The following is an 18,247-nucleotide window of genomic DNA, read 5'->3' as shown; positions in this document are numbered from 1 at the left end:
TCTAAACACTTTCAAAACTAATACAAGTGAAAACATCAATGAAAACGTTGACAGCATTGAATTCTTTGCAATTTCTAATTGGAAGCGCTATTTTTTGAATAACTTGACGATATTTGTAATATCATTACTAATATGTTAGTAGTTTGCCGATATTTACATTGATTGACAGACGATTGACTTGCTTTACGAAACGTTTTGTAAGACCATAACAGCAAAGATTGATAATTTTTTCAAGATGGGGGAATTATGATGGCTGATAAAGTATTAGTTCCAGCTCAACTGCATCCAGATGGAAAGCGATATTTACAGGAGCACGGTTTTGAAGTTGTTGAATTGATGCGGGCCAATGCTGAAAATATTCTGAAAAACGGTAAGGATGCCACCGCGATGATCTTATTTTTGGATCCGGTCGGTGAAAAGGTCATTTCTCAAATGCCGAATTTAAAGATTATTGCTCGCCATGGTGTCGGGTATGACAGTGTTGATCTCGACGCCAGCGCCAGGCATGGTGTTTGGGTGACCAACACGCCGAATGCCAATGCGGCAACTGTGGCAGAAACGACTTTGACAGAAATCTTGGATGTTTCCAAACACTTGACTAAAGACTCGATGGAAATGCGAGCCGGTAATTCTGCCTATCCATTGTCCCACTTAGGATTTGATCTTGAAGGCAAGACCCTGGGGATTCTTGGTTACGGCAAAATTGGCCGCTTGGTTGCCAAGAAAGCCAGTGGGTTGGGGATGCGAATCCTGATTTATAACCGGACGCCACGGGAATCACTATACGGCGAATTTGTCGATCTTGATACACTGCTTAAATCGGCGGGTATTTTGACGCTGCACTTAGCGGCCAATCCCCAGACACGACACATTATCGGTCGGCCGCAACTTGCCGAAATGAAACGGGGCAGCATGTTGATTAATTTGGGCCGTGGCGTGTTGGTTGACACCGATGCACTGATTGAAGCCCTCAAAACCGGTTCGATTCGTGGGGCGGCGCTTGATGTTTTCGATGAAGAACCGCTACCGATGAGCGGTGAATTGTTCAAACTGGACAACATGTTATTAACCCCCCACATTGGTTCCAGCACCGTTGAAAGTTTTTCGAGAATGGCAACCGATGCGGCCAGTGAGGTGGTCCGGGTCCTGAGCGGTGATTCACCACAGTGGCCGGTTAATCACCCGTTGTAGTCTATTAATTTTTAAGAGTACATTGTGTACAACATAGTTGGGTGGTATAGTTGAGTTGGATCAATAATTTATTCAAAGGAAGCGTTCGTGATGACAAAAACATACAAGGCAGAAATTACTTCATTGAACGGCGATAAAATTGGTACCCACCCGACTGGTGAGGCGACCTTTACGATTGACGGTGATACCCTAACCGTTGAAATTACCATGGATCACACGTCACCAAATACACAGCATTGGATGCATTTCCATGGTTTCCCAGATGGCAAGGATGCGAAACCAGCGACTGCGGCTCAAGATATCAACCATGACGGCTATGTTGACCTACCGGAAACAGAACCGGTATCTGGCACGACGATGGTGCCGTTTAACGACGCTCCAGAGAAGATGGATATCCCAACTGATAACCTACCCAACTTCAGACGCGGATGGCCATTTCCATTACAAGAAGGCGGTTCCGTTGGCAGAAATCAGCAAGAAGTTCAAGGAAGTCTTCAATGACGATGACCTGCACCTTGAAAAACGGGTAGTCTACATTCACGGCGTTCCAGAGTCGATGGACTTACCTGACACGATCCAAGGTGCAGTTGGCAAGTACGATCAACACACAACTTTGCCGATTGCGGTTGGAAAGATTGTTGAAGCTTAATTAAATGAGGTCTATTTGGTGGTTGAGGTGATTTCAACTGTTGAATAGATTTTTTTATTCTATGAGGCAGCATACTGACGATGAGTGGATGACATGGAGAAGAAGACGAGTTATGAAAAACAAATTTAGGCTAACTCTGAAACAAAATCGCTTTCTTACAAAAAAGAATCTTGTTAGTATGGTATATTCAACTTCCAAATTTGAGAGGGTTACGGCAACTCTTCCACAAACAAAGACGATTATTGACGGAATGAGTGTCGCCGGTGTTTCAATTGATGATATTCAGGTAATCGTTAATCTCAAAAAAGGGTTGGAATTTGTATTAAGTCATAGCGAACCATTTAGTCTAGAAATTTGTCAGCAAATTAATCGGATTGTTGCGGCTGAGGATGCCCTGGTTCCTGGACAAATCCGGACCGGGAGCGAACAAATTGGTGGTGTTCAGTACGTACCGCCAATTTCAGATGTGAATAACGTCAAAACTGATATTCAAACAATTATGAATAATGATTATGCCGCTACTGAAAAGGCCCTCAAAATAATGTATGATATCATGCGCCAACAAATTTTTTGGGATGGTAACAAGCGGACTGCCATTTTGTACGCTAACTACATTTTGATTAACGCCGGCGCTGGGATCGTTAATATCAACGAAAACCAGTTGGAAGTCTTTAACACGCTGCTGGCGAAGTATTATGAAACTGGCAATTCACAAGAGATCATGCGCTGGACGTATGATAATTGTTTATACGGCATTGAATTCAAATAATGCTGGACGGTGCTCGGCCCCAATCAAAAGTTTTCCAGAACTTTTGATTGGGGCCGAGTTTTTTGATCATTAACTTAGGTTGTTAGTTAATTGCGCTAAATTCTTTTATCCCTTGTTGCAGCCGGTTCAAGCCATCTTCAACCATCGCTTTCGGACTGGCAATATTTAGTCTCAAGAAGTGATTGCCATCACCGCCATAAACATTTCCGGCTGAAAGATACAGGCCGGTTTTGGCTCTGATGAACGTCGCTAATTTCGCAGAATCATCGGTGAGTTGGCGAACATCGATCCACACCAGATAGGTGGCGGTTGACGGGACCACTGTGATACCGGCGATGCTTTCCTGACAGAATTTGACGACTGTTTCGTAGTTAGCACGAATTTGGCCTCTGAGTTCGTGGACCCATTGCCCAGCTCTCGTATAGGCGGCAATCGTTCCTGGAATTGCCAAGAGATTGGGTTCACCCAGCTCGTCGGTGTTAATGCCGCGGTTCACTTTGCTGCGCAGGGCTTCATTTGGCACGATGACCGTGGCGGCATGCAGAGCGGCAAGGTTGAAGGTCTTGCTTGGCGAGACTGCGACGATGACGTTTTGCAGCAGTTCTTCTGGCAATGAGAACATGGGCGTATAGTCAGCACCTTTAAAAACCAGGTCGCCGTGAATTTCATCGGCCAGCAGCGTAACACTGTGTTTGAGACAAAGCCGATTGATCTTCATTAAGTCTTCTTTAGTCCAAACTTTGCCAATTGGGTTATGAGGGTTGCAGAGGATCATCATGGTTGTCAAAGGTTCGGCCAGTTTGGCGTCCAAATCCTGCCAGTCAATGTGATACTGATGAGTTTTGACGTCGTAAACCAGATCGGATGACAATACGTGGCGGCCATTGTTAACGATGGAATTATAGAAAATATTGTAAACCGGTGCTTGAACCAGCACGTTATCGCCGACGTTGGTGACACGGCGAACGGCCGAAGAAATGGTTGGCACAACGCCGGTTGAGAAAAACATCCAGTCTTTTTCAATGTTGGCGTGGTGTTCACGCTGATACCATTTGGCAACGGCTTCAAAATAATCGTCATGTGGCTCTTCGTATCCGAAAATGCCGAAGTCAACCTTTTGGCGCATCGCCTCAAGAATCTCCGGTGCAGCTTTAAAGTCCATGTCAGCCACCCACATTGGTAGCTCATTTGGCTTAACGTCCCATTTAACCGAATCGGTATTCCTGCGTGAAATCATTGAAGTAAAGTCATACATAGTTAGGCGGTCTCCTTTGTCGATGCTTTGTCATCGGTTGTAATGGTTGTTTTACTTGGGTCAATTTTGGTTGGGTCGAGGATGATTTCGCCGATTGAACGAGCGTGGATTGTCCCGCTAATGGGATTTTTGACACTCATAATATTAGAGTTGATGGTTGCGTCAATGTCTGAGCAGTATTCAAACGCCAGATCGCACCGCAGCAGGCGGCAGTTGCGCATTGTGAGATGGTCGATGTAGCAAAGACCCTGATCGCTTTCGATGGTGCAGTTGATGAGAGTTAGATTCTTGGTATTCCAAGCCAAATATTCGCCGTTAATGGTCGAATCAACAATCTTAACGTTCTCACAATTCCAAAAGGCATCTTTGGAAACCAAAGTGGAATGGTGGACTTCAACATTTTTGGCACCATCAAAGACGTAGTTGCCAATCAGATTCAGATGATCAGCGTAAATGTTTTCACTATTCATGCCAAAGTAGTCACCGTTTGCCTGCACGTTGTTGATCTTGATATTTTGACAATTCCAGAGGGTTTCTTTGGCGTCTGAAAAGTGGTCGTTGTTCAGAGTGATATCGCTGCTGCGACGGAAGATTTTGGGCGCTTGGATGGCACTGTCGTTGACTTGAATATTGTGGGTATACCAGATGCCTGAACGGGCCATTGTTTCCAAAATCGAGTGGTCAACTTTGATGTGCTTGCTGTACCACAAGGGGTACTTATAGGTAAAAATTGAATCGGTTAAATGAATGTTGCGGCTTTCTTTTAGTGGGGACTCACCGGTGCCAAATGTGGTGCCGGTGATGTCCGCATTGACTTCAGCAAATAACGGTCGTTCGCCGTCAAAATATTGGTTCAGATATTGTTTCATTGCGACTCCTTATTAATCATTAATAGCTTATTTTCTGAAAAGGACTTAATTTCAGTATACTCGTTTCCAACAAAACCGTGGTCAGGATTTGGTTACGATTAATATCACTATAAACGTTGAAGTGGACTATAAGTCAAGGATATCTGATGATTAATGTCATCGACGCCCAAAACCACTGCTATAATGTAAGTGGAGGTGCAGATTATGACAACAATTTATGTTGACCCTTCAAAAAAGAAGGAACAGATCGTTAAACTGTCTGATGGTACGTTTGGATTGATGAAAGCTGAAAAGCAAAAGTCTGGGATTGGTTATGAATTTGATTTTACCAGCCACATGCACCCCAGCTTTCGAATCCCGCATGCACCGGTTAATGGGGATGAAGAAACGGTTCATTCAATTGACGGCGAGCAGCAGTTCAAGATTCAGTGGTTAAATCAGTGACTGGCCAACTGCAGGCAGATTGATCACTATTTAAGGGACTAAATCGATTATTTCCGGCTTGAAATAATGGCTTTATTCGCTTAAATTGGGATGTTGGTTGAAGCTGCTGGCTTGACTAGAAATCGGATCTGATGATATTAATTCACACTTTCAATGCCTGAGCATCCCTTTTTGGTGATGTTCAGGCTTTTTGTGTCCCAATCATTTTAATCGTCTTTATTCCTGTTCGCTTATCAGTTTGGCCTTATAATCGAGGTGTTAAGAATTAGATATCTGGATGGGAGGAATTATTATGCGAGCAGCTTATATTACGCAAAACGGTGAGGCCAAGGACATCAAAGTAGGTGAGTTGCCCAAGCCGACAATCACCAGTGATGAAGTGTTGATTAAAGTCAATGTGGTCGCCGTCAATCACGTCGATACATTTGTCCGTTCAGGCTCATTTAAAACCGACACCGATTTTCCATTTGTCGTCGGGCGAGATGCTGTCGGACAAGTCCAGGAAGTTGGCAGTGACGTTACCGGCTTTTCCAAGGGCGAGTGGGTTTGGACTAACAGTATGGGCTATTCAGGCCGCCAAGGCGTCACCAGCGAATATGCGGCAATCCCAGCGGCTCGACTATTCCACGTACCAGAGCATGTTGAGCCTACTCAACTGGTGGCCGCGGTCCATTCTGCCGCAACTGCCGCAATCGTTTTGACCAAAGTGTTTGGGGCCGTCTCCGGGACGTCGATTTTGGTTGAAGGCGCTGCCGGACATGTCGGGACCAAATTTGTCCAGATGGCCCACGTGATGGGGTTAAAGGTGGTCACAACTTCAAATACCAGTGATTTTGATCTGCTGGATCGGCTTGGGAGTGATCAATGTTTGAACTACGACAAGTCGCTCAAAAAACAGCTGAGTAAGGCTGACATTCAAAAGGTCGACTACGTGGTGGATACCTCTGGTAAAGTGCAACTCCAAGATAATTTACAGGCACTAAAGCCTGGTGGGAAAGTTTGTTTGATTACAGCGCCAAAGAATAATCGGTTCGCCTTTGATGTCCGGCAATTTTATACCCAGTCAAAGACAATCAGCGGCTTTGTGATCAGCAATGCGCCGCTTGATCAAATCAGAGATGCTGCGAAGTTTATCAATCGATTAATGGCGGATGGCTACCTGCTTGAGGATTCAATCTTGGAGAAGTCATACGAAGATGCGGCTTGGGCACACAAGAAACTTGAAAAAAATTCAAAGAAGAAAAAGATCCTCCTCAAATTTTAATAAGCAAATTATTTAGATAATTAAAATAAATCGGTTATACTATGTCCGTAGATAGTAAACGCTTTCACAGGAGGCCACGAATATGGGAAAATTAGATAACAAAGTTGCTATCATTACCGGTGCTTCGCAAGGAATGGGTGCCAGTCATGCTAAGTTGTTCGTTCATGAGGGCGCCCAGGTTGTCATTACCGATATTAACGAAGAAAAGGGCAATGCTTTGGCTGATGAATTAGGCGATAACGTTCAATTTATCAAACAGGATGTTTCCAGTGAAAATGATTGGAAGAAGGTCATTGATGAGACGGTCAAGAGATTTGGCAAACTGGATATATTGGTTAATAATGCCGGGATCAGTTTTAACAAACCGCTTGCCGAGATTACCCTCGATGACTACATGAAGATCTTCAAGATTAACCAACTTTCCGTCTTTCTGGGGATGAAGTACGCGGCTGAAGCCATGAAGAAGAATGGCAGCGGCAGTATCGTGAATATTTCATCAATGAACGGTCTGGTTGGCGGTGCGATTGGCTATACCGACACCAAATTTGCGGTTCGTGGAATGACCAAGGCGGCTGCGTTGCAGTTGGCCGGTTCACATATCCGTGTTAACTCAGTTCACCCAGGGTTTATTTCAACGCCAATGATTCATCAAGGTGATAGTGAAGAAGTCATCAAACAATTCGCAAAATCGATTCCACTACAACGAGTGGCTGAGCCGGAAGAAGTTTCCAAGATGGTGCTTTTCTTGGCATCGGATGACGCCAGCTATTCGACAGGATCTGAGTTTGTAATTGATGGTGGAATGACCGCTATGTAAAAATCCGGTGATGTTGGATTGCTAACTTTTATTTGGATTCGAAAAAGTCGAGGGTGAGACATAACTCTTTTGTGTTTGTAATGGCAACTTTGATCACCACTTCTATCTTGCCAAAAGCTGCGACGACGGCCAGCATCGCTTGCCTAGCCTACGTGGCAAACGGCAGATCCCTGCCGTTTAACGAGAAAGTGCAACCATTCCAAAACCAGGAATGATTGCACTTTCTCGTTAAACTCTGGGATCTAAACGCCTATTGTCCCAGTCTCAACTTATTATTTTGACTCTTACATTGCGGAAACGTGGAAATCAAGCGCTTAGTTTCCAAACTTCAAATGCAATGTGTAGATATATTTATACGAACGCATTTTTTTATGCCTGGCATGGGCGACATGGCCGAATAATGGCTTAGCTGCCGGTTCGAGTTGATGCAGCTCCAACAGCATTCGGGCCTCACCGTCACCGCGATTGGCACTATGCTTCAGTTCGTTTTCGGCAGCCTTGGCGACCAGTGCTTCCGACCAGCAGCGTGGACTGAGCCGTGTGTATAGATCATAATTGCTTTCATTTTCCATGATTATGTAGACGCTCCCCCAAAACTCAACTATTTGTATAATGAAATCACTATCTATTAGATTATGATTTTTTCGGTAATAAGTCAATTAGGGGATTGTTATTTGTGTTGAAAGACGGGATTGATTGCATTGAAAACGACAAAAAACGGCAGCTGTGACAAAAGTGGTAAGCTTGATCACAGCTGCCGTTAGTGTTAGCACAATGGTCTTATTCGACCTGGTTTTAACTAAGCGAGATTTTTATTGTAAACGTAGTTCATCAATGAGCGGGTTTCAGTAAACTCATTTTCATCATGCAAGACAACGGTAATTATCCGGTCGTGGCCCGATTTTCGACCAGTACCGACGAAGCAGTAGCCAGCAGGATCGGTGTAGCCGGTTTTCAAACCATCAACATTCAATGACTTTTGATAATACTTTCGACCGGGTAGTAGGTTGTTGTAGTTATGGAGCGTTTGTCCATCAACCTTCATGGATTTAACTGAAGCGTCAGTCAAAATGTCATTGTGATCAACAACAAAGTGACGGGAAATTTGCGCAATGTCAATGGCCGAAACGTAATTGGCGTTTTTAGCTGCCCCAATGCTATAGCCGTATGGAACCAAACTGTTTTGTTCCATCCCGGATGCGGAAACAAATGACGAGTGCTTCAATCCCCATTCCTGAGCCTGGTTGTTCATCATGCCGATGAATTTTTTGTTGTAGGCAGGGGTTGAGCCACCAGCGACCCATTGACCAAGGGCAATAGCGGCGTTATTGGACGATTCAATCAACCCGGCTAGATACAACTGACGAACGGTGTAGCTGTTATGGTTGAATTTGAATCCACCAAAGACGTTGGATTTACCCAATTTCTTCAAACCGGCATTGCTGGTCGTCACCTTGCTAGACCAAGTGCCTTTACCTTGAGAAATCTTTTGTCGGACCAGATAAAGGGTCATTAATTTGGAAAGTGAAGCGATTGGTCGCGCGGTGTTGGCATTTTTAGTCCAAACATTGTTATTGGTGTTGACATCCAAAGCGACCGCTGACTTGGCATACTTGAGACCAAATGGTGAGGTGCCGGGCTTCAGGTATTTATTCCAGACAATCCCAGAAACGCTGCCGGAACCATTCTTGACTTTATAGTAGAGTGCCTTTGAACTGCCGTGCTTCAAAGTAACTTTGGCAGTTGCATACCAAGTGGTGTAAGGGTAAGTTTTTAGATTAGCAACCTTTTTAGTGTGTGAAGCGTTATAGACAGCCCCTGCTGACGACTTTTTATGGTAGGGTGCTTTTTTGATCGCTGCTGTTGCAACGGTCTTATAACTACCTGAACTGGCGCTAACCGTTGATGACTGACCGGAAAGGCCGATCCCAACTGTGATTGTGGCCGCACAGGTAATGAGCGTCAGCCGCAAAAATTGTTTGATCTTCATAAATAATCTCCTCCTCATTCAATTCAAAGTGTAACATTCAACGACCAGCCACCCTGACTTTTTAACAGAACTGTAAAAGAACTGTTCGATCGGAGTAATTCTGCGACCACTAATTAATATTGGTGAAATAGTCTGGAAATTTATCCAGAACGGACTTTTGCTCACTGAGCATCAAATTGAGATGGCTGTAAACAAGTTGGTAAACTTTGGCTGCATCGTGAGCGCGAAAGGCGTCGATAATGTCTTGGTGTTCCTGCGTCAATCGGCTCATCGGCAGATTGGCGTCGTAAACTCTGAGCAAGCGGTAGCGGTTGAGGTCGACACTAAAGTCAACCAGCCAATTCCAAATGTTTTGTTTGTCAGCAAATTCGTAAATCTTTTGGTGGAAGTGATTGTCCATTTGAAAGAATAATTGAATCTGATCGCGTTTGGAGGCAGTTGTCTGTTCTTCAACCACCGAAGCGAGTTGGCTGATTTGATCATCGGTTAAAGTATCGCCGATAGATCTCGCAATATCTGACTCCAGTAGTTGACGTGAATAGCGGGCATCCAAGGATTTTTTGAGGTCAATTCGAGTGACGTTGGTCCCGCTTTGGGGAAGCGAGTAGAGCATGTCATCCCGTCGTAAACGGAGCATCGCTTCTCGGACCGGCGTACGACTCACGCCGATTTCTTCTTCGAACTGTTTGTCAGAGACTTGTTGACCAGGATATAAATCTAAATTCATGATTTTTGAATAAATTGCGTTATGCCTTATCTTGTAAGCTTTCCATGTCATCTCATCTTTCCTTTGTTAAAATTGATTCACTGAGAATATGTTACCATATTAATCATTTTCCTGAATCGCCAAAGTGAACGAAATTGCGGAATAGCGACTTTGACCAAGGATTTTAAAAGTGATATATTAGTATCAAATTAAGGGTTCGGAAAGGATGATTGCCTTGAAAATGGGGTTCAGATGGTTTGGTGAACAAAATGATCCAGTTGAACTGGCAGAGATTCGCCAAATACCAGGCGTGACCCAGGCTGTCACTGCGTTGTCCGACATTCCTGTGGGCGAAGTATGGCCAACAAGCCAGATTGCAAAGCTTAAACAAACTGTCACCAGTGCCGGCTTAGGATTTGAAGTCATTGAATCGGTGAATGTTCATGATGACATCAAAACTGGGCAGCCTGGACGTGATCAATATATTGAAAACTATCAGCAAACCATCAAAAACCTCTCCAAATATGGTGTGAAGGTGATTTGCTATAATTTCATGCCCGTGTTTGACTGGCTGCGAACGAATCTGAACTATCAGTTGCCAGACGGCTCGAATGCGATGGCTTACCAACCAGATAGACTTTCTGATGATCCCAACGATCTGATTCAACAGATCATGTCCGGATCAAAGGGCTTTGAAATGCCGGGATGGGAGCCTGAACGACTGGCACATGTTCAACGACTGTTTGCGAAGTACCGACACGTTGATGGCGAACAATTGCGTGCAAATCTAAAATATTTCTTGGATGCAATCATACCGACTTGTGAAAAGTACGATGTCAGAATGGCGATGCATCCTGATGATCCACCGTTCCCATTATTTGGACTGCCAAGAATTTATAAAAATCGGGAAGATATGTTAAAAATCGAACAGCTGCACGAATCACCCTATAATGGCTTTACGATTTGTACCGGCAGCTTGGGAGAGAATCCACGAAATGACGTTCCGGCGATTATTCGCGAATTTGTGAAGAAAGAGCGGGCACCGTTTATTCATGCCCGAAATATCCGATTTATGAATCAGGCAAAAACAGCCTTCCACGAATCGGCACATTTGTCTTCTACTGGATCGCTGAATATGTATGAAATTGTCAAAGCACTGGCTGATAATGCCTATGATGGTTATATTAGACCGGACCACGGCCGAAATATTTGGGGAGAAAATGGGCGCCCAGGATATGGTCTCTATGATCGGGCGCTTGGTGTCACCTATTTAAACGGGTTGTGGGAAGCCATTACGAAAAGTAGGGCTTGATGAGGAGCCTGCCAACTAAAACAATTTAAAATTAGCGCCAGCTGGAAGCCGAAATTAATTAGTTTCTAGCTGGCGCTAATCTTAGATTGTTTATCTATTAATTGATCGCGGATCCACGGGCATCGCTGCCTGAATTTCTGCATCAGTCGAAAGGTTGAAGTCACCCGGAATGGTCAGCTTTAAAACTGCTGCCGCAATGGCATAGTCAAGTTGGAATTGAGAAGAAAAGTCGTTTAGTATTCCGTGAACTAGTGCCGCACCAAAGGCGTCACCGCCGGCAACTTCGGGTAAAATATCGACGGAATAAATCGGACTTTCGTAGAAGCGGCGACCACGACGTATTATTCCCATCCACCGACTATTTTGCGGTGAATGAATGTCACACAAGACACTGGCCACAGTGGTGAGATTCGGGTATCTTTCGGCTAGAACGGCCATTGCTTGTTTAAAGGTATCCTTTTGAGCGATTGCTTGATGGTTAGCGGTCTTGAATGCAGGAATACCAAATGCTTGTTCAATATCCTCGTCGTGCACCAGACAAGTATCTATCAGCGGTAGAATTTGTTTGTTAAAGGCCACTGCCTGTTTTGATGTCCATAACTTTCCTCTGAAATTTGCGTCGTAGATCACGTGAATTCGATGATCGTGGCAGAACTGGGCCGCTTCAAGGAGCACGGTTTGAAGATTGTCCGAAAGAGCGGGGGTAATCCCGGAGATGTAAAAATAATCGGTTTTCCCCAAAATATCTGCCCAGTTAAAGTCAGAAACTGCTGAGGCCGAAAAAACGCTGCCAGCTCGATCATAAATCACGTTGCTCGGGCGAACGCCACTCCCTGGTTCAAGGTAGTAAACGCCCAGCCGACCGGTATCACGAAGAATGTGGTTGGTATCAACCCCGAATCCTTTCAACTTTTGGATCGCGCCATCGCCTAATTCATTCTTGGGTAGTTTAGTGATAAAGCCCACATCATCACCCAAAATGGCCAGCGAGACGGCAACATTTGCCTCAGCACCGCCGTAGTTCGCGTTAAAAGAAGTCGCCTGGACAAATTTCTTGCTATCCGGCACCGTTAGCCGTAGCATAATCTCGCCAAAAGTTGTTACCCGCATCGCTAGGATCTCCAATCATGATAAATACTTGTATCTGTATAATACCATACCAGTGAAAACTAAGAGCCCGCTTCTTCAAACAGGTATCAACCCAGTGATAATTATGGCTGGAAACTGCTTTAATTCCCACGTTGTTGCTATGGAATATTTGCAATGCTGAAAGATGGGTGAGACGATAATTATTTTTGCTCCCGCCTCTAGACTCATCCCGAGTGTAACGAAAAAGGTCCAGCTAAAAACTGAAATTCATCAGTTTCTAACTGGATCTAATCTTAGATTGTTTGTTTATTTATTTGATGTATTATCTGATGGATCATTGGAATCATTGATTGATTGCGCTTCTCCGTTATTCACTGGCGTTGGATTAATCCGGCCAGCTTCCTGGGTAACTTTCGTATTGTGCTCATCGGCCAATTCCCGATAGTAGTTCGCAAAGCTCAGGGTCATGTAAGGCTGTACCCAAATTGCCGCAATTCCGAAAGTAATGACTGCCAGTAGGCCCCAACCGATAAAGCTGAGTCCCATTACAAAGTATTCCCATTTGTGACCATCCATTAGTTTCCGGCTGCGCGTGATTGCGTCAAGGTAACTAATTTTCTCACCGCGGTCGATGGCATCGCGATAAATATAAAACGATTGTGAATAGGCCAAGGCCTTGATGAGTCCTGGAATGATCAGCAAGATCATCCATAAGAAAATAAAGACATACTGAATGATGTACAGTAGGATGGTTCCTAAAAAATAATCGACGTTATTGAAAATGGTCATTGACTTTTGAAACGGCTGTTCATAAGTCAGCTTTTGCCGCATGGCATCAATGCAGATGAAGAAGATTCCAACACCAACCAGAGCGCCAACGAGGGTCACCAACGTTCCAAACGTTTGCGATCCGGTCCACACCGGCATGTTGGCGTTCAACTGAGCATCATAAATATCTTCTCGAGGTGCGGAGAGATACCCGCCAATCACTTCCAGAATGAATACTGGCAAAAATAGCAGAAAGAAAAATTTAAAATGAGCATTTAACAGACTTTTAGCGTCTAATTTTAAAGCTGCTCGATTCATAAGATCAACCCCCAATAAATTTAGTTACATTCTTATTATAGTTCAAGGTGAGATTTTCACTTAATAAAAAGGCCTTACACTTTCTTACTGTTGTTAATCAGGTCATCGACAACCAGTTTGTAGAGTAGTGCCCGGATAGCCATTGATTGATACTGTTTGGCGGATAGATTATCAATATCAACGTCGGTTAATTCCTGGTTAAATAAATCAATGAACTGGTCATATGCCCGACTGGGGGTCTCTAATTTCAACGCAATTTTCATGGCTTGATCGATCGTATCCAGTGATAAAATTGGTTTGAGTAGACTGACAACTAAAATTTTTGCCAAATGAAGCCGTGAATAGCGCTTTTTGACGGGTCGGTCAACGATGCCTTTTTTAACGTAGCTGTTGATCATTGCTTTGGTAATCTTAGTGTGGGTAATGGGGGCCAAGTACTGGTTGACCTCATCGATGACCTGGTCCATATAAAGGTCCAAATTTGGCAGATCATTGAAGTGCGGCATGGTCATTTTTGCTAATTGCTTTGTAAAATTTTCTTTTGCCATCCTATTTCCTTTCAAAGTAAATACTTGTATTATTACATAGAAAATGTCAAAAATAAAGAACGTAGATTTGATGCCTAGATTACCTTGACTATAGAATGCCGATACCTTATGATGATGTTAAGGAGACATTGTGATGAATGAACAAACTGCCAAAATGCGTCACCAACAGATTATTTATGAGGCACTGAATGCGATCACGCATGGTGTTTCGTTTTTCGTTGCCATCTGGCTGTCATCTTTATTGATTACTAAAGCTGTTCGGGATGGCCTTTCCAGTGTCGCCGTGGTGAGCTTAGTGATCTATAGTTTGACCGTCCTGTGTTTGTACTTAGCTTCGACGCTGCTGCACTGCTTCGTCTTTACCCGAGCGAAACGACTCTTTCAGATCTTTGATCACAGTAACATTTTTCTCTTAATTGCTGGCACCTATACGCCATATTGTCTGATTTTCGTCCACAATTGGGCTGGCAATTTATTGTTGGCAAGTGTTTGGATCCTGGCCATTGCGGGGATTGTCAGCCATGTGGTGTTTCATGGCCGTTTTCAAAAGACTGAAACCACCATCTATGTTGTCATGGGATGGTTATGTATGCTCCTGGGAAAGGAATTGTATGCCAATTTGAGTACTAGTGGTTTTTGGCTGTTGGTCGCCGGTGGTGTTACCTTCACCGTGGGGGCGTTGATTTATAGTATTCCAAAGATTCCAGGGATGCATCTGATTTGGCATTTCTTTGTTATGGGTGGCACGCTGACAATGTTTTTATCGATTTACTTTAATATTTAATGACAATCGTTTTTCAAAAACTGCTTGACTTAATGATAATTGGTGGTAAATTACAAGTATCAACAAATTAAAAATAAATAATAAACATGAAGTTACGATTAGAAAAGTAGCTGTTTAATTCACATAAAGAGAGCCCCGTCGGTGGGAAGGGGAAGTGAGTGGCAGTGAACACACATCTATGAACTGGGTGATTGAACCAAGTAGGTTATCCCGCTAGTGAGCGTTACCACGGCTACTGTAGCTGTTCTCCAATTTGGACGACTAGCTATAAGCAGCGTAAGGTCGTTTTTGTAAGAAAACGATAAACGTGAGGTGGAACCGCGAAAGATCGTCCTCAGATATTGCTTAGGCAATGTCTGAGGACTTTTTTATTTCATAGGATTTGATCGTGACCGACTGTTTTGTCAGCTGAAAGGAAGCCGCTCATATGCAAATTATTGAAGATTCTTTGGACCAATTATTGAAACAGGTTGCTATCAGGACTAACGCCGTTGCCAATCGGGAAGAGGTTGAAAAGTCAGTTCGAGAAATCATTGCCAATGTCATCAAAGATGGGGACCAGGCGGTGAAAATGTATGAACAGAAATTTGATAACGTTGAGTTGGACAGCTTGAAGGTTACCCAGCAAGAAATTGACGATGCTTATGAAGCCACTGACGATCAAGTCATCAAGGCCTTAGAACTTGCCAAAGATAATATTACCTCGTTCCATGAGATGGAAGTGGAAGACAGTTTCATTGACGCCAAAAAGAAGGGGGTCATTCGTGGTGAAAAGATCGCTCCGCTGGCGGCAGTTGGGCTGTATGTTCTGGGTGGGACGGCTGCTTATCCGTCTTCAATCTTGATGAACGTTATTCCCGCTAAAATTGCTGGGGTTTCACGGATTGTCATGGTCACCCCGCCGCAAAAGGATGGCTTGAATAAAGCGGTGCTGGCAGCTGCTAAGATTGCTGGCGTTGATGAAATTTATAAGGTGGGTGGCGCCCAAGCAATTGCCAGTTTGGCATACGGAACTGAAACCGTGCCGCGAGTGGATAAGATCACCGGGCCTGGTAACGTGTTTGTGGCAACCGCTAAGAAGCAGGTGTTCGGTCAGGTTGATATCGATATGATTGCCGGTCCGTCTGAAATTGGTGTCATTGCGGGATCACAAGCCGTTCCCAGTCAAGTTGCGGCCGACTTATTATCTCAGGCTGAACATGATAAATTGGCCCGGCCGATTCTTGTGACCGATGACCGTTCCCTAGCTGAGGCTGTTAGTCAGGAGATGGATCGCCAGGTTGATTTGCTGCCCCGAAAAGAAATTGCCAAAGCCGCCATGGATAATGAAGGATTCATTGCAGTGGTTGATGACATTGATGATGCCTTTACCCTCATGAATGCCGTTGCGCCAGAACATTTGGAAGTCCAATTACCTGATGCAATTGAATACTTGAACCAAATCAAAAATGCGGGGTCCGTCTTTCTGGGCTTTTCTGCATCTGAGCCGCTGGGTGACTATTTGGCAGGCCCCACTCACATCTTACCAACCGGTGGGACTGCCCGATTCTTCTCACCGCTGGGGGTTCAAGATTTCGTTAAACGCACACAATTTGTTTCCTATACTAGGGAAGCATTGAAGAAAGAGAAGGATGCGATCACGACCCTTGCGCGGGTTGAAGGCCTCGAAGCCCATGCCAGGGCGATCGAAAGCCGCTTTGACGATTAATGTAAAATCTGTCGTGAGTTCGTAACATTGATTACAAAAATGGTCATTCAGTCGTCTGGTTTAACGCGAGATGAGTGAATGCGCGAGATGAGTGAATGACCATTTTTCTCGTTTGGCGTTTTATGGGGTTGGGACACAAATAATTATCGTCTCACCCGGACTTCAGCATTATCAATATTTCATAGCAGAAACGTGGGAATTAAAGCAGTTTCCGGCCATATAAGCCAGCCATCCAAATATCCAAACCCAGGATATTCGGATGGCTGGCTTATATTCTGGAAACTAACCGCTTTAATTCCCACTCTCTGTAAAGTAATTGTAGTCGGATGGAAAAATAACTCTGAGGTAATCGATGATATACTTGTTATAACCAAATGGGAGGCGGAATAATGAAACAATTCAAGATTTTTATGTTTGCAATGGCGATCGTTTTCGGAATTCAGTTAATAGCTCTTCCAGCCCAAGCTGACGCTAGCACCTCAACCACGACCCCCAAAGCATTGCGGGGCACTTGGTATGAATATCGCGGCAGCGGTAAGTTTAACGTCATCAAGATTACCACCCATAGTTTTACAGCGAACGGCAAGGCTTATACGCCGTCAAAAAAAGATGCCCGCAAGCTTCAAGTTAGCAAGTGGGGTTCCTGGTATTTGTTCAATAAGTCAAAGTCATCAAAGAAGGATTTAGGCCAGTACAAGACTACCAAGAAACTGATTGGTGGCTCCTACAAGAAGGTTTTAATTAAATATCATGGGATTGGCACTTACCATGTATTTCCCAACCATAAGTACGAACACAAATATTCATACACGGTTTTAGACTAATGACCCAGCCTTTTTGAATCGGTTTGTTAGAATTTCGTTACCTGATCATTTATAATATTGATAGGTATTATAGCAAACGATTTGTTAGGAGGCCAATATGAAAAAAGCACTCACCACAGCGTTGCTGTTATTTGTTCTGCCACTGGGATTGTTTGGTTGTTCGAATGAGTCAAACAGTTCGAGTAGTGAAAGTTCTAGCAGTACGAAGACCGAGCAGTCTAGTTCGGCAAGTTCTTCAACCACTCCTTCGGCATCCACTTCGACCACGATTACCCACGCAAAGCGGGCAATCAAAGTTCGCTATGAGAAGGCCAAGTTTACGACGACTCTTGATCGGGAGTATCGCGAAGAATATTTGTATCGGAATGTGCCGGGAACCGTTGATTCGAACAAAGTCGATTCTTGGGACAACTTAAACGTTTCGGAAAACAAGTTGGTTCACGTCAATAAAAAGGCAATTGCGACCTTCAAAGATGACGATGATAACGAGTATGATCATGAGGACTTCTACCGAATTACCTTGGGCAATCAATCTGGTAAACAGTATTGGGTCGGCGACGATGTCCTGCAAAATGATCATGAAAACGACTATGATGACTAAGAATTCAAACGGCTTGCAATTTATTTTGATTGGTTGTATTCTATTACCAATCAAAAAAGGAGGTGATGCTTTTTGAATAGTGGAATATCTCTTAAGGCATCAGCTGTGGAGAACGAATTAAAATAGTTGATGCATTTGAGAAGGGAACTCGCAAATAGTGTGCGGGTTCCTTTTTTGTGGAGCGTGACGAGCCCCGGGTGACCCCGGAGCACAAAGAAAGACAGCCAATGATGAATGGGGTTTGTTCATCGTTGGCTGTCTTTCTTTGTGTAGCAGGGGTCAGGGGCGTCGGAACGTATTTCAAAAGCCGAAGGGAGCAGGAAATGAAATAACAGATCCTC

Annotated in this window: 18 protein-coding genes, 1 pseudogene and 1 other annotated feature; of the genes and pseudogenes, 11 read left to right on the top strand and 8 right to left on the bottom strand. The window is 44.1% G+C overall.

What is annotated here, in order from left to right; all coding sequences use genetic code 11:
- Positions 1 to 249: 249 nt before the first annotated feature.
- The 3 genes and pseudogenes from LPKJCM_RS03260 to LPKJCM_RS03250 all read left to right on the top strand — a co-directional run bounded on the left by LPKJCM_RS03260 (position 250) and on the right by LPKJCM_RS03250 (position 2,609).
- On the top strand, positions 250 to 1,191 hold the full coding sequence (locus tag LPKJCM_RS03260; RefSeq protein ID WP_057961674.1) for a phosphoglycerate dehydrogenase: 942 nt from the start codon (positions 250 to 252) through the stop codon (positions 1,189 to 1,191).
- Between the two features lie 90 nt (positions 1,192 to 1,281).
- A pseudogene (locus LPKJCM_RS03255) lies at positions 1,282 to 1,840 on the top strand (hypothetical protein).
- Positions 1,841 to 2,018: 178 nt separating this feature from the next.
- Positions 2,019 to 2,609: a Fic family protein gene (locus LPKJCM_RS03250; protein WP_318530548.1), complete on the top strand. Its 591-nt coding sequence runs from the start codon at positions 2,019 to 2,021 to the stop codon at positions 2,607 to 2,609.
- An 82-nt stretch (positions 2,610 to 2,691) separates the two neighbouring features.
- Here LPKJCM_RS03250 and LPKJCM_RS03245 read toward each other — a convergent pair whose 3' ends face one another.
- On the bottom strand, positions 2,692 to 3,864 hold the full coding sequence (locus LPKJCM_RS03245; RefSeq protein WP_057961676.1) for a MalY/PatB family protein: 1,173 nt from the start codon (positions 3,862 to 3,864) through the stop codon (positions 2,692 to 2,694).
- 2 nt (positions 3,865 to 3,866) lie between these two features.
- Positions 3,867 to 4,733, bottom strand: a complete 867-nt coding sequence (locus LPKJCM_RS03240; RefSeq protein ID WP_057961677.1) for a DUF3737 family protein — start codon at positions 4,731 to 4,733, stop codon at positions 3,867 to 3,869.
- A gap of 204 nt (positions 4,734 to 4,937) precedes the next feature.
- On the opposite strand from LPKJCM_RS03240, the gene LPKJCM_RS03235 reads away from it, so the two are divergent.
- From LPKJCM_RS03235 to LPKJCM_RS03225, 3 genes are all read left to right on the top strand, one after another.
- A complete protein-coding gene (locus tag LPKJCM_RS03235) occupies positions 4,938 to 5,177 on the top strand; it encodes a hypothetical protein (RefSeq protein WP_057961678.1) in 240 nt (79 codons plus the stop codon).
- A gap of 292 nt (positions 5,178 to 5,469) precedes the next feature.
- The gene (locus tag LPKJCM_RS03230) at positions 5,470 to 6,441 is read left to right on the top strand and encodes a zinc-binding dehydrogenase (RefSeq protein ID WP_057961679.1); all 972 of its coding nucleotides are present in this window, start codon (positions 5,470 to 5,472) and stop codon (positions 6,439 to 6,441) included.
- 82 nt (positions 6,442 to 6,523) lie between these two features.
- A complete protein-coding gene (locus LPKJCM_RS03225; protein ID WP_057961680.1) occupies positions 6,524 to 7,258 on the top strand; it encodes a glucose 1-dehydrogenase in 735 nt (244 codons plus the stop codon).
- 314 nt (positions 7,259 to 7,572) lie between these two features.
- Here LPKJCM_RS03225 and LPKJCM_RS03220 read toward each other — a convergent pair whose 3' ends face one another.
- The 3 genes from LPKJCM_RS03220 to LPKJCM_RS03210 form a co-directional block, all read right to left on the bottom strand.
- Positions 7,573 to 7,830: a hypothetical protein gene (locus LPKJCM_RS03220; protein ID WP_057961681.1), complete on the bottom strand. Its 258-nt coding sequence runs from the start codon at positions 7,828 to 7,830 to the stop codon at positions 7,573 to 7,575.
- A gap of 227 nt (positions 7,831 to 8,057) precedes the next feature.
- Positions 8,058 to 9,248 (bottom strand): D-alanyl-D-alanine carboxypeptidase family protein, encoded by a 1,191-nt coding sequence (locus tag LPKJCM_RS03215; RefSeq protein WP_087069535.1) that lies wholly within the window; start codon positions 9,246 to 9,248, stop codon positions 8,058 to 8,060.
- A gap of 109 nt (positions 9,249 to 9,357) precedes the next feature.
- A complete protein-coding gene (locus LPKJCM_RS03210; protein ID WP_225364104.1) occupies positions 9,358 to 10,026 on the bottom strand; it encodes a GntR family transcriptional regulator in 669 nt (222 codons plus the stop codon).
- A gap of 154 nt (positions 10,027 to 10,180) precedes the next feature.
- On the opposite strand from LPKJCM_RS03210, the gene uxuA reads away from it, so the two are divergent.
- Positions 10,181 to 11,266: a mannonate dehydratase gene (gene uxuA, locus LPKJCM_RS03205; protein ID WP_057961683.1), complete on the top strand. Its 1,086-nt coding sequence runs from the start codon at positions 10,181 to 10,183 to the stop codon at positions 11,264 to 11,266.
- 90 nt (positions 11,267 to 11,356) lie between these two features.
- Here the strand turns inward: uxuA and LPKJCM_RS03200 are convergent, their stop codons facing one another.
- The 3 genes from LPKJCM_RS03200 to LPKJCM_RS03190 form a co-directional block, all read right to left on the bottom strand.
- On the bottom strand, positions 11,357 to 12,376 hold the full coding sequence (locus LPKJCM_RS03200) for a sugar kinase (RefSeq protein ID WP_057961684.1): 1,020 nt from the start codon (positions 12,374 to 12,376) through the stop codon (positions 11,357 to 11,359).
- 285 nt (positions 12,377 to 12,661) lie between these two features.
- Entirely contained in the window at positions 12,662 to 13,441 is a 780-nt protein-coding gene (locus LPKJCM_RS03195) for a DUF975 family protein (RefSeq protein WP_057961685.1), read from the bottom strand.
- 74 nt (positions 13,442 to 13,515) lie between these two features.
- Positions 13,516 to 13,989, bottom strand: a complete 474-nt coding sequence (locus tag LPKJCM_RS03190; protein ID WP_057961686.1) for a DUF1836 domain-containing protein — start codon at positions 13,987 to 13,989, stop codon at positions 13,516 to 13,518.
- A 133-nt stretch (positions 13,990 to 14,122) separates the two neighbouring features.
- Here LPKJCM_RS03190 and trhA point away from each other — a divergent pair, with 133 nt between their 5' ends.
- The 4 genes from trhA (at position 14,123) to LPKJCM_RS03170 (ending at position 17,906) form a co-directional block, all read left to right on the top strand.
- Positions 14,123 to 14,773, top strand: a complete 651-nt coding sequence (gene trhA, locus LPKJCM_RS03185; RefSeq protein ID WP_057961687.1) for a PAQR family membrane homeostasis protein TrhA — start codon at positions 14,123 to 14,125, stop codon at positions 14,771 to 14,773.
- 85 nt (positions 14,774 to 14,858) lie between these two features.
- Positions 14,859 to 15,112 (top strand) — a binding site (T-box leader).
- Between the two features lie 88 nt (positions 15,113 to 15,200).
- Positions 15,201 to 16,481 (top strand): histidinol dehydrogenase, encoded by a 1,281-nt coding sequence (hisD, locus tag LPKJCM_RS03180; RefSeq protein ID WP_057961688.1) that lies wholly within the window; start codon positions 15,201 to 15,203, stop codon positions 16,479 to 16,481.
- A 389-nt stretch (positions 16,482 to 16,870) separates the two neighbouring features.
- Positions 16,871 to 17,305, top strand: a complete 435-nt coding sequence (locus LPKJCM_RS03175) for a hypothetical protein (RefSeq protein WP_057961689.1) — start codon at positions 16,871 to 16,873, stop codon at positions 17,303 to 17,305.
- Between the two features lie 97 nt (positions 17,306 to 17,402).
- Positions 17,403 to 17,906, top strand: coding sequence for a hypothetical protein (locus LPKJCM_RS03170; protein WP_057961690.1), 504 nt, complete (start codon positions 17,403 to 17,405; stop codon positions 17,904 to 17,906).
- Positions 17,907 to 18,247 lie beyond the last annotated feature (341 nt).

It is taken from the genome of Lentilactobacillus parakefiri (assembly GCF_002157585.1).
In the GTDB taxonomy this organism is placed as follows: Bacteria; Bacillota; Bacilli; order Lactobacillales; family Lactobacillaceae; genus Lentilactobacillus; species Lentilactobacillus parakefiri.
Note: the sequence above shows the minus strand (reverse complement) of the source record. Positions and strands in the feature narration are given on the sequence as shown.

Coding starts and splice junctions, on each gene's coding strand:
- LPKJCM_RS03260 (WP_057961674.1), top strand. CDS start 250: ATGGCTGATAAAGTATTAGTTCCAGCTCAACTGCATCCAGATGGAAAG.
- LPKJCM_RS03250 (WP_318530548.1), top strand. CDS start 2,019: ATGGTATATTCAACTTCCAAATTTGAGAGGGTTACGGCAACTCTTCCA.
- LPKJCM_RS03245 (WP_057961676.1), bottom strand. CDS start 3,864: ATGTATGACTTTACTTCAATGATTTCACGCAGGAATACCGATTCGGTT.
- LPKJCM_RS03240 (WP_057961677.1), bottom strand. CDS start 4,733: ATGAAACAATATCTGAACCAATATTTTGACGGCGAACGACCGTTATTT.
- LPKJCM_RS03235 (WP_057961678.1), top strand. CDS start 4,938: ATGACAACAATTTATGTTGACCCTTCAAAAAAGAAGGAACAGATCGTT.
- LPKJCM_RS03230 (WP_057961679.1), top strand. CDS start 5,470: ATGCGAGCAGCTTATATTACGCAAAACGGTGAGGCCAAGGACATCAAA.
- LPKJCM_RS03225 (WP_057961680.1), top strand. CDS start 6,524: ATGGGAAAATTAGATAACAAAGTTGCTATCATTACCGGTGCTTCGCAA.
- LPKJCM_RS03220 (WP_057961681.1), bottom strand. CDS start 7,830: ATGGAAAATGAAAGCAATTATGATCTATACACACGGCTCAGTCCACGC.
- LPKJCM_RS03215 (WP_087069535.1), bottom strand. CDS start 9,248: ATGAAGATCAAACAATTTTTGCGGCTGACGCTCATTACCTGTGCGGCC.
- LPKJCM_RS03210 (WP_225364104.1), bottom strand. CDS start 10,026: ATGACATGGAAAGCTTACAAGATAAGGCATAACGCAATTTATTCAAAA.
- uxuA (WP_057961683.1), top strand. CDS start 10,181: ATGATTGCCTTGAAAATGGGGTTCAGATGGTTTGGTGAACAAAATGAT.
- LPKJCM_RS03200 (WP_057961684.1), bottom strand. CDS start 12,376: ATGCGGGTAACAACTTTTGGCGAGATTATGCTACGGCTAACGGTGCCG.
- LPKJCM_RS03195 (WP_057961685.1), bottom strand. CDS start 13,441: ATGAATCGAGCAGCTTTAAAATTAGACGCTAAAAGTCTGTTAAATGCT.
- LPKJCM_RS03190 (WP_057961686.1), bottom strand. CDS start 13,989: ATGGCAAAAGAAAATTTTACAAAGCAATTAGCAAAAATGACCATGCCG.
- trhA (WP_057961687.1), top strand. CDS start 14,123: ATGAATGAACAAACTGCCAAAATGCGTCACCAACAGATTATTTATGAG.
- hisD (WP_057961688.1), top strand. CDS start 15,201: ATGCAAATTATTGAAGATTCTTTGGACCAATTATTGAAACAGGTTGCT.
- LPKJCM_RS03175 (WP_057961689.1), top strand. CDS start 16,871: ATGAAACAATTCAAGATTTTTATGTTTGCAATGGCGATCGTTTTCGGA.
- LPKJCM_RS03170 (WP_057961690.1), top strand. CDS start 17,403: ATGAAAAAAGCACTCACCACAGCGTTGCTGTTATTTGTTCTGCCACTG.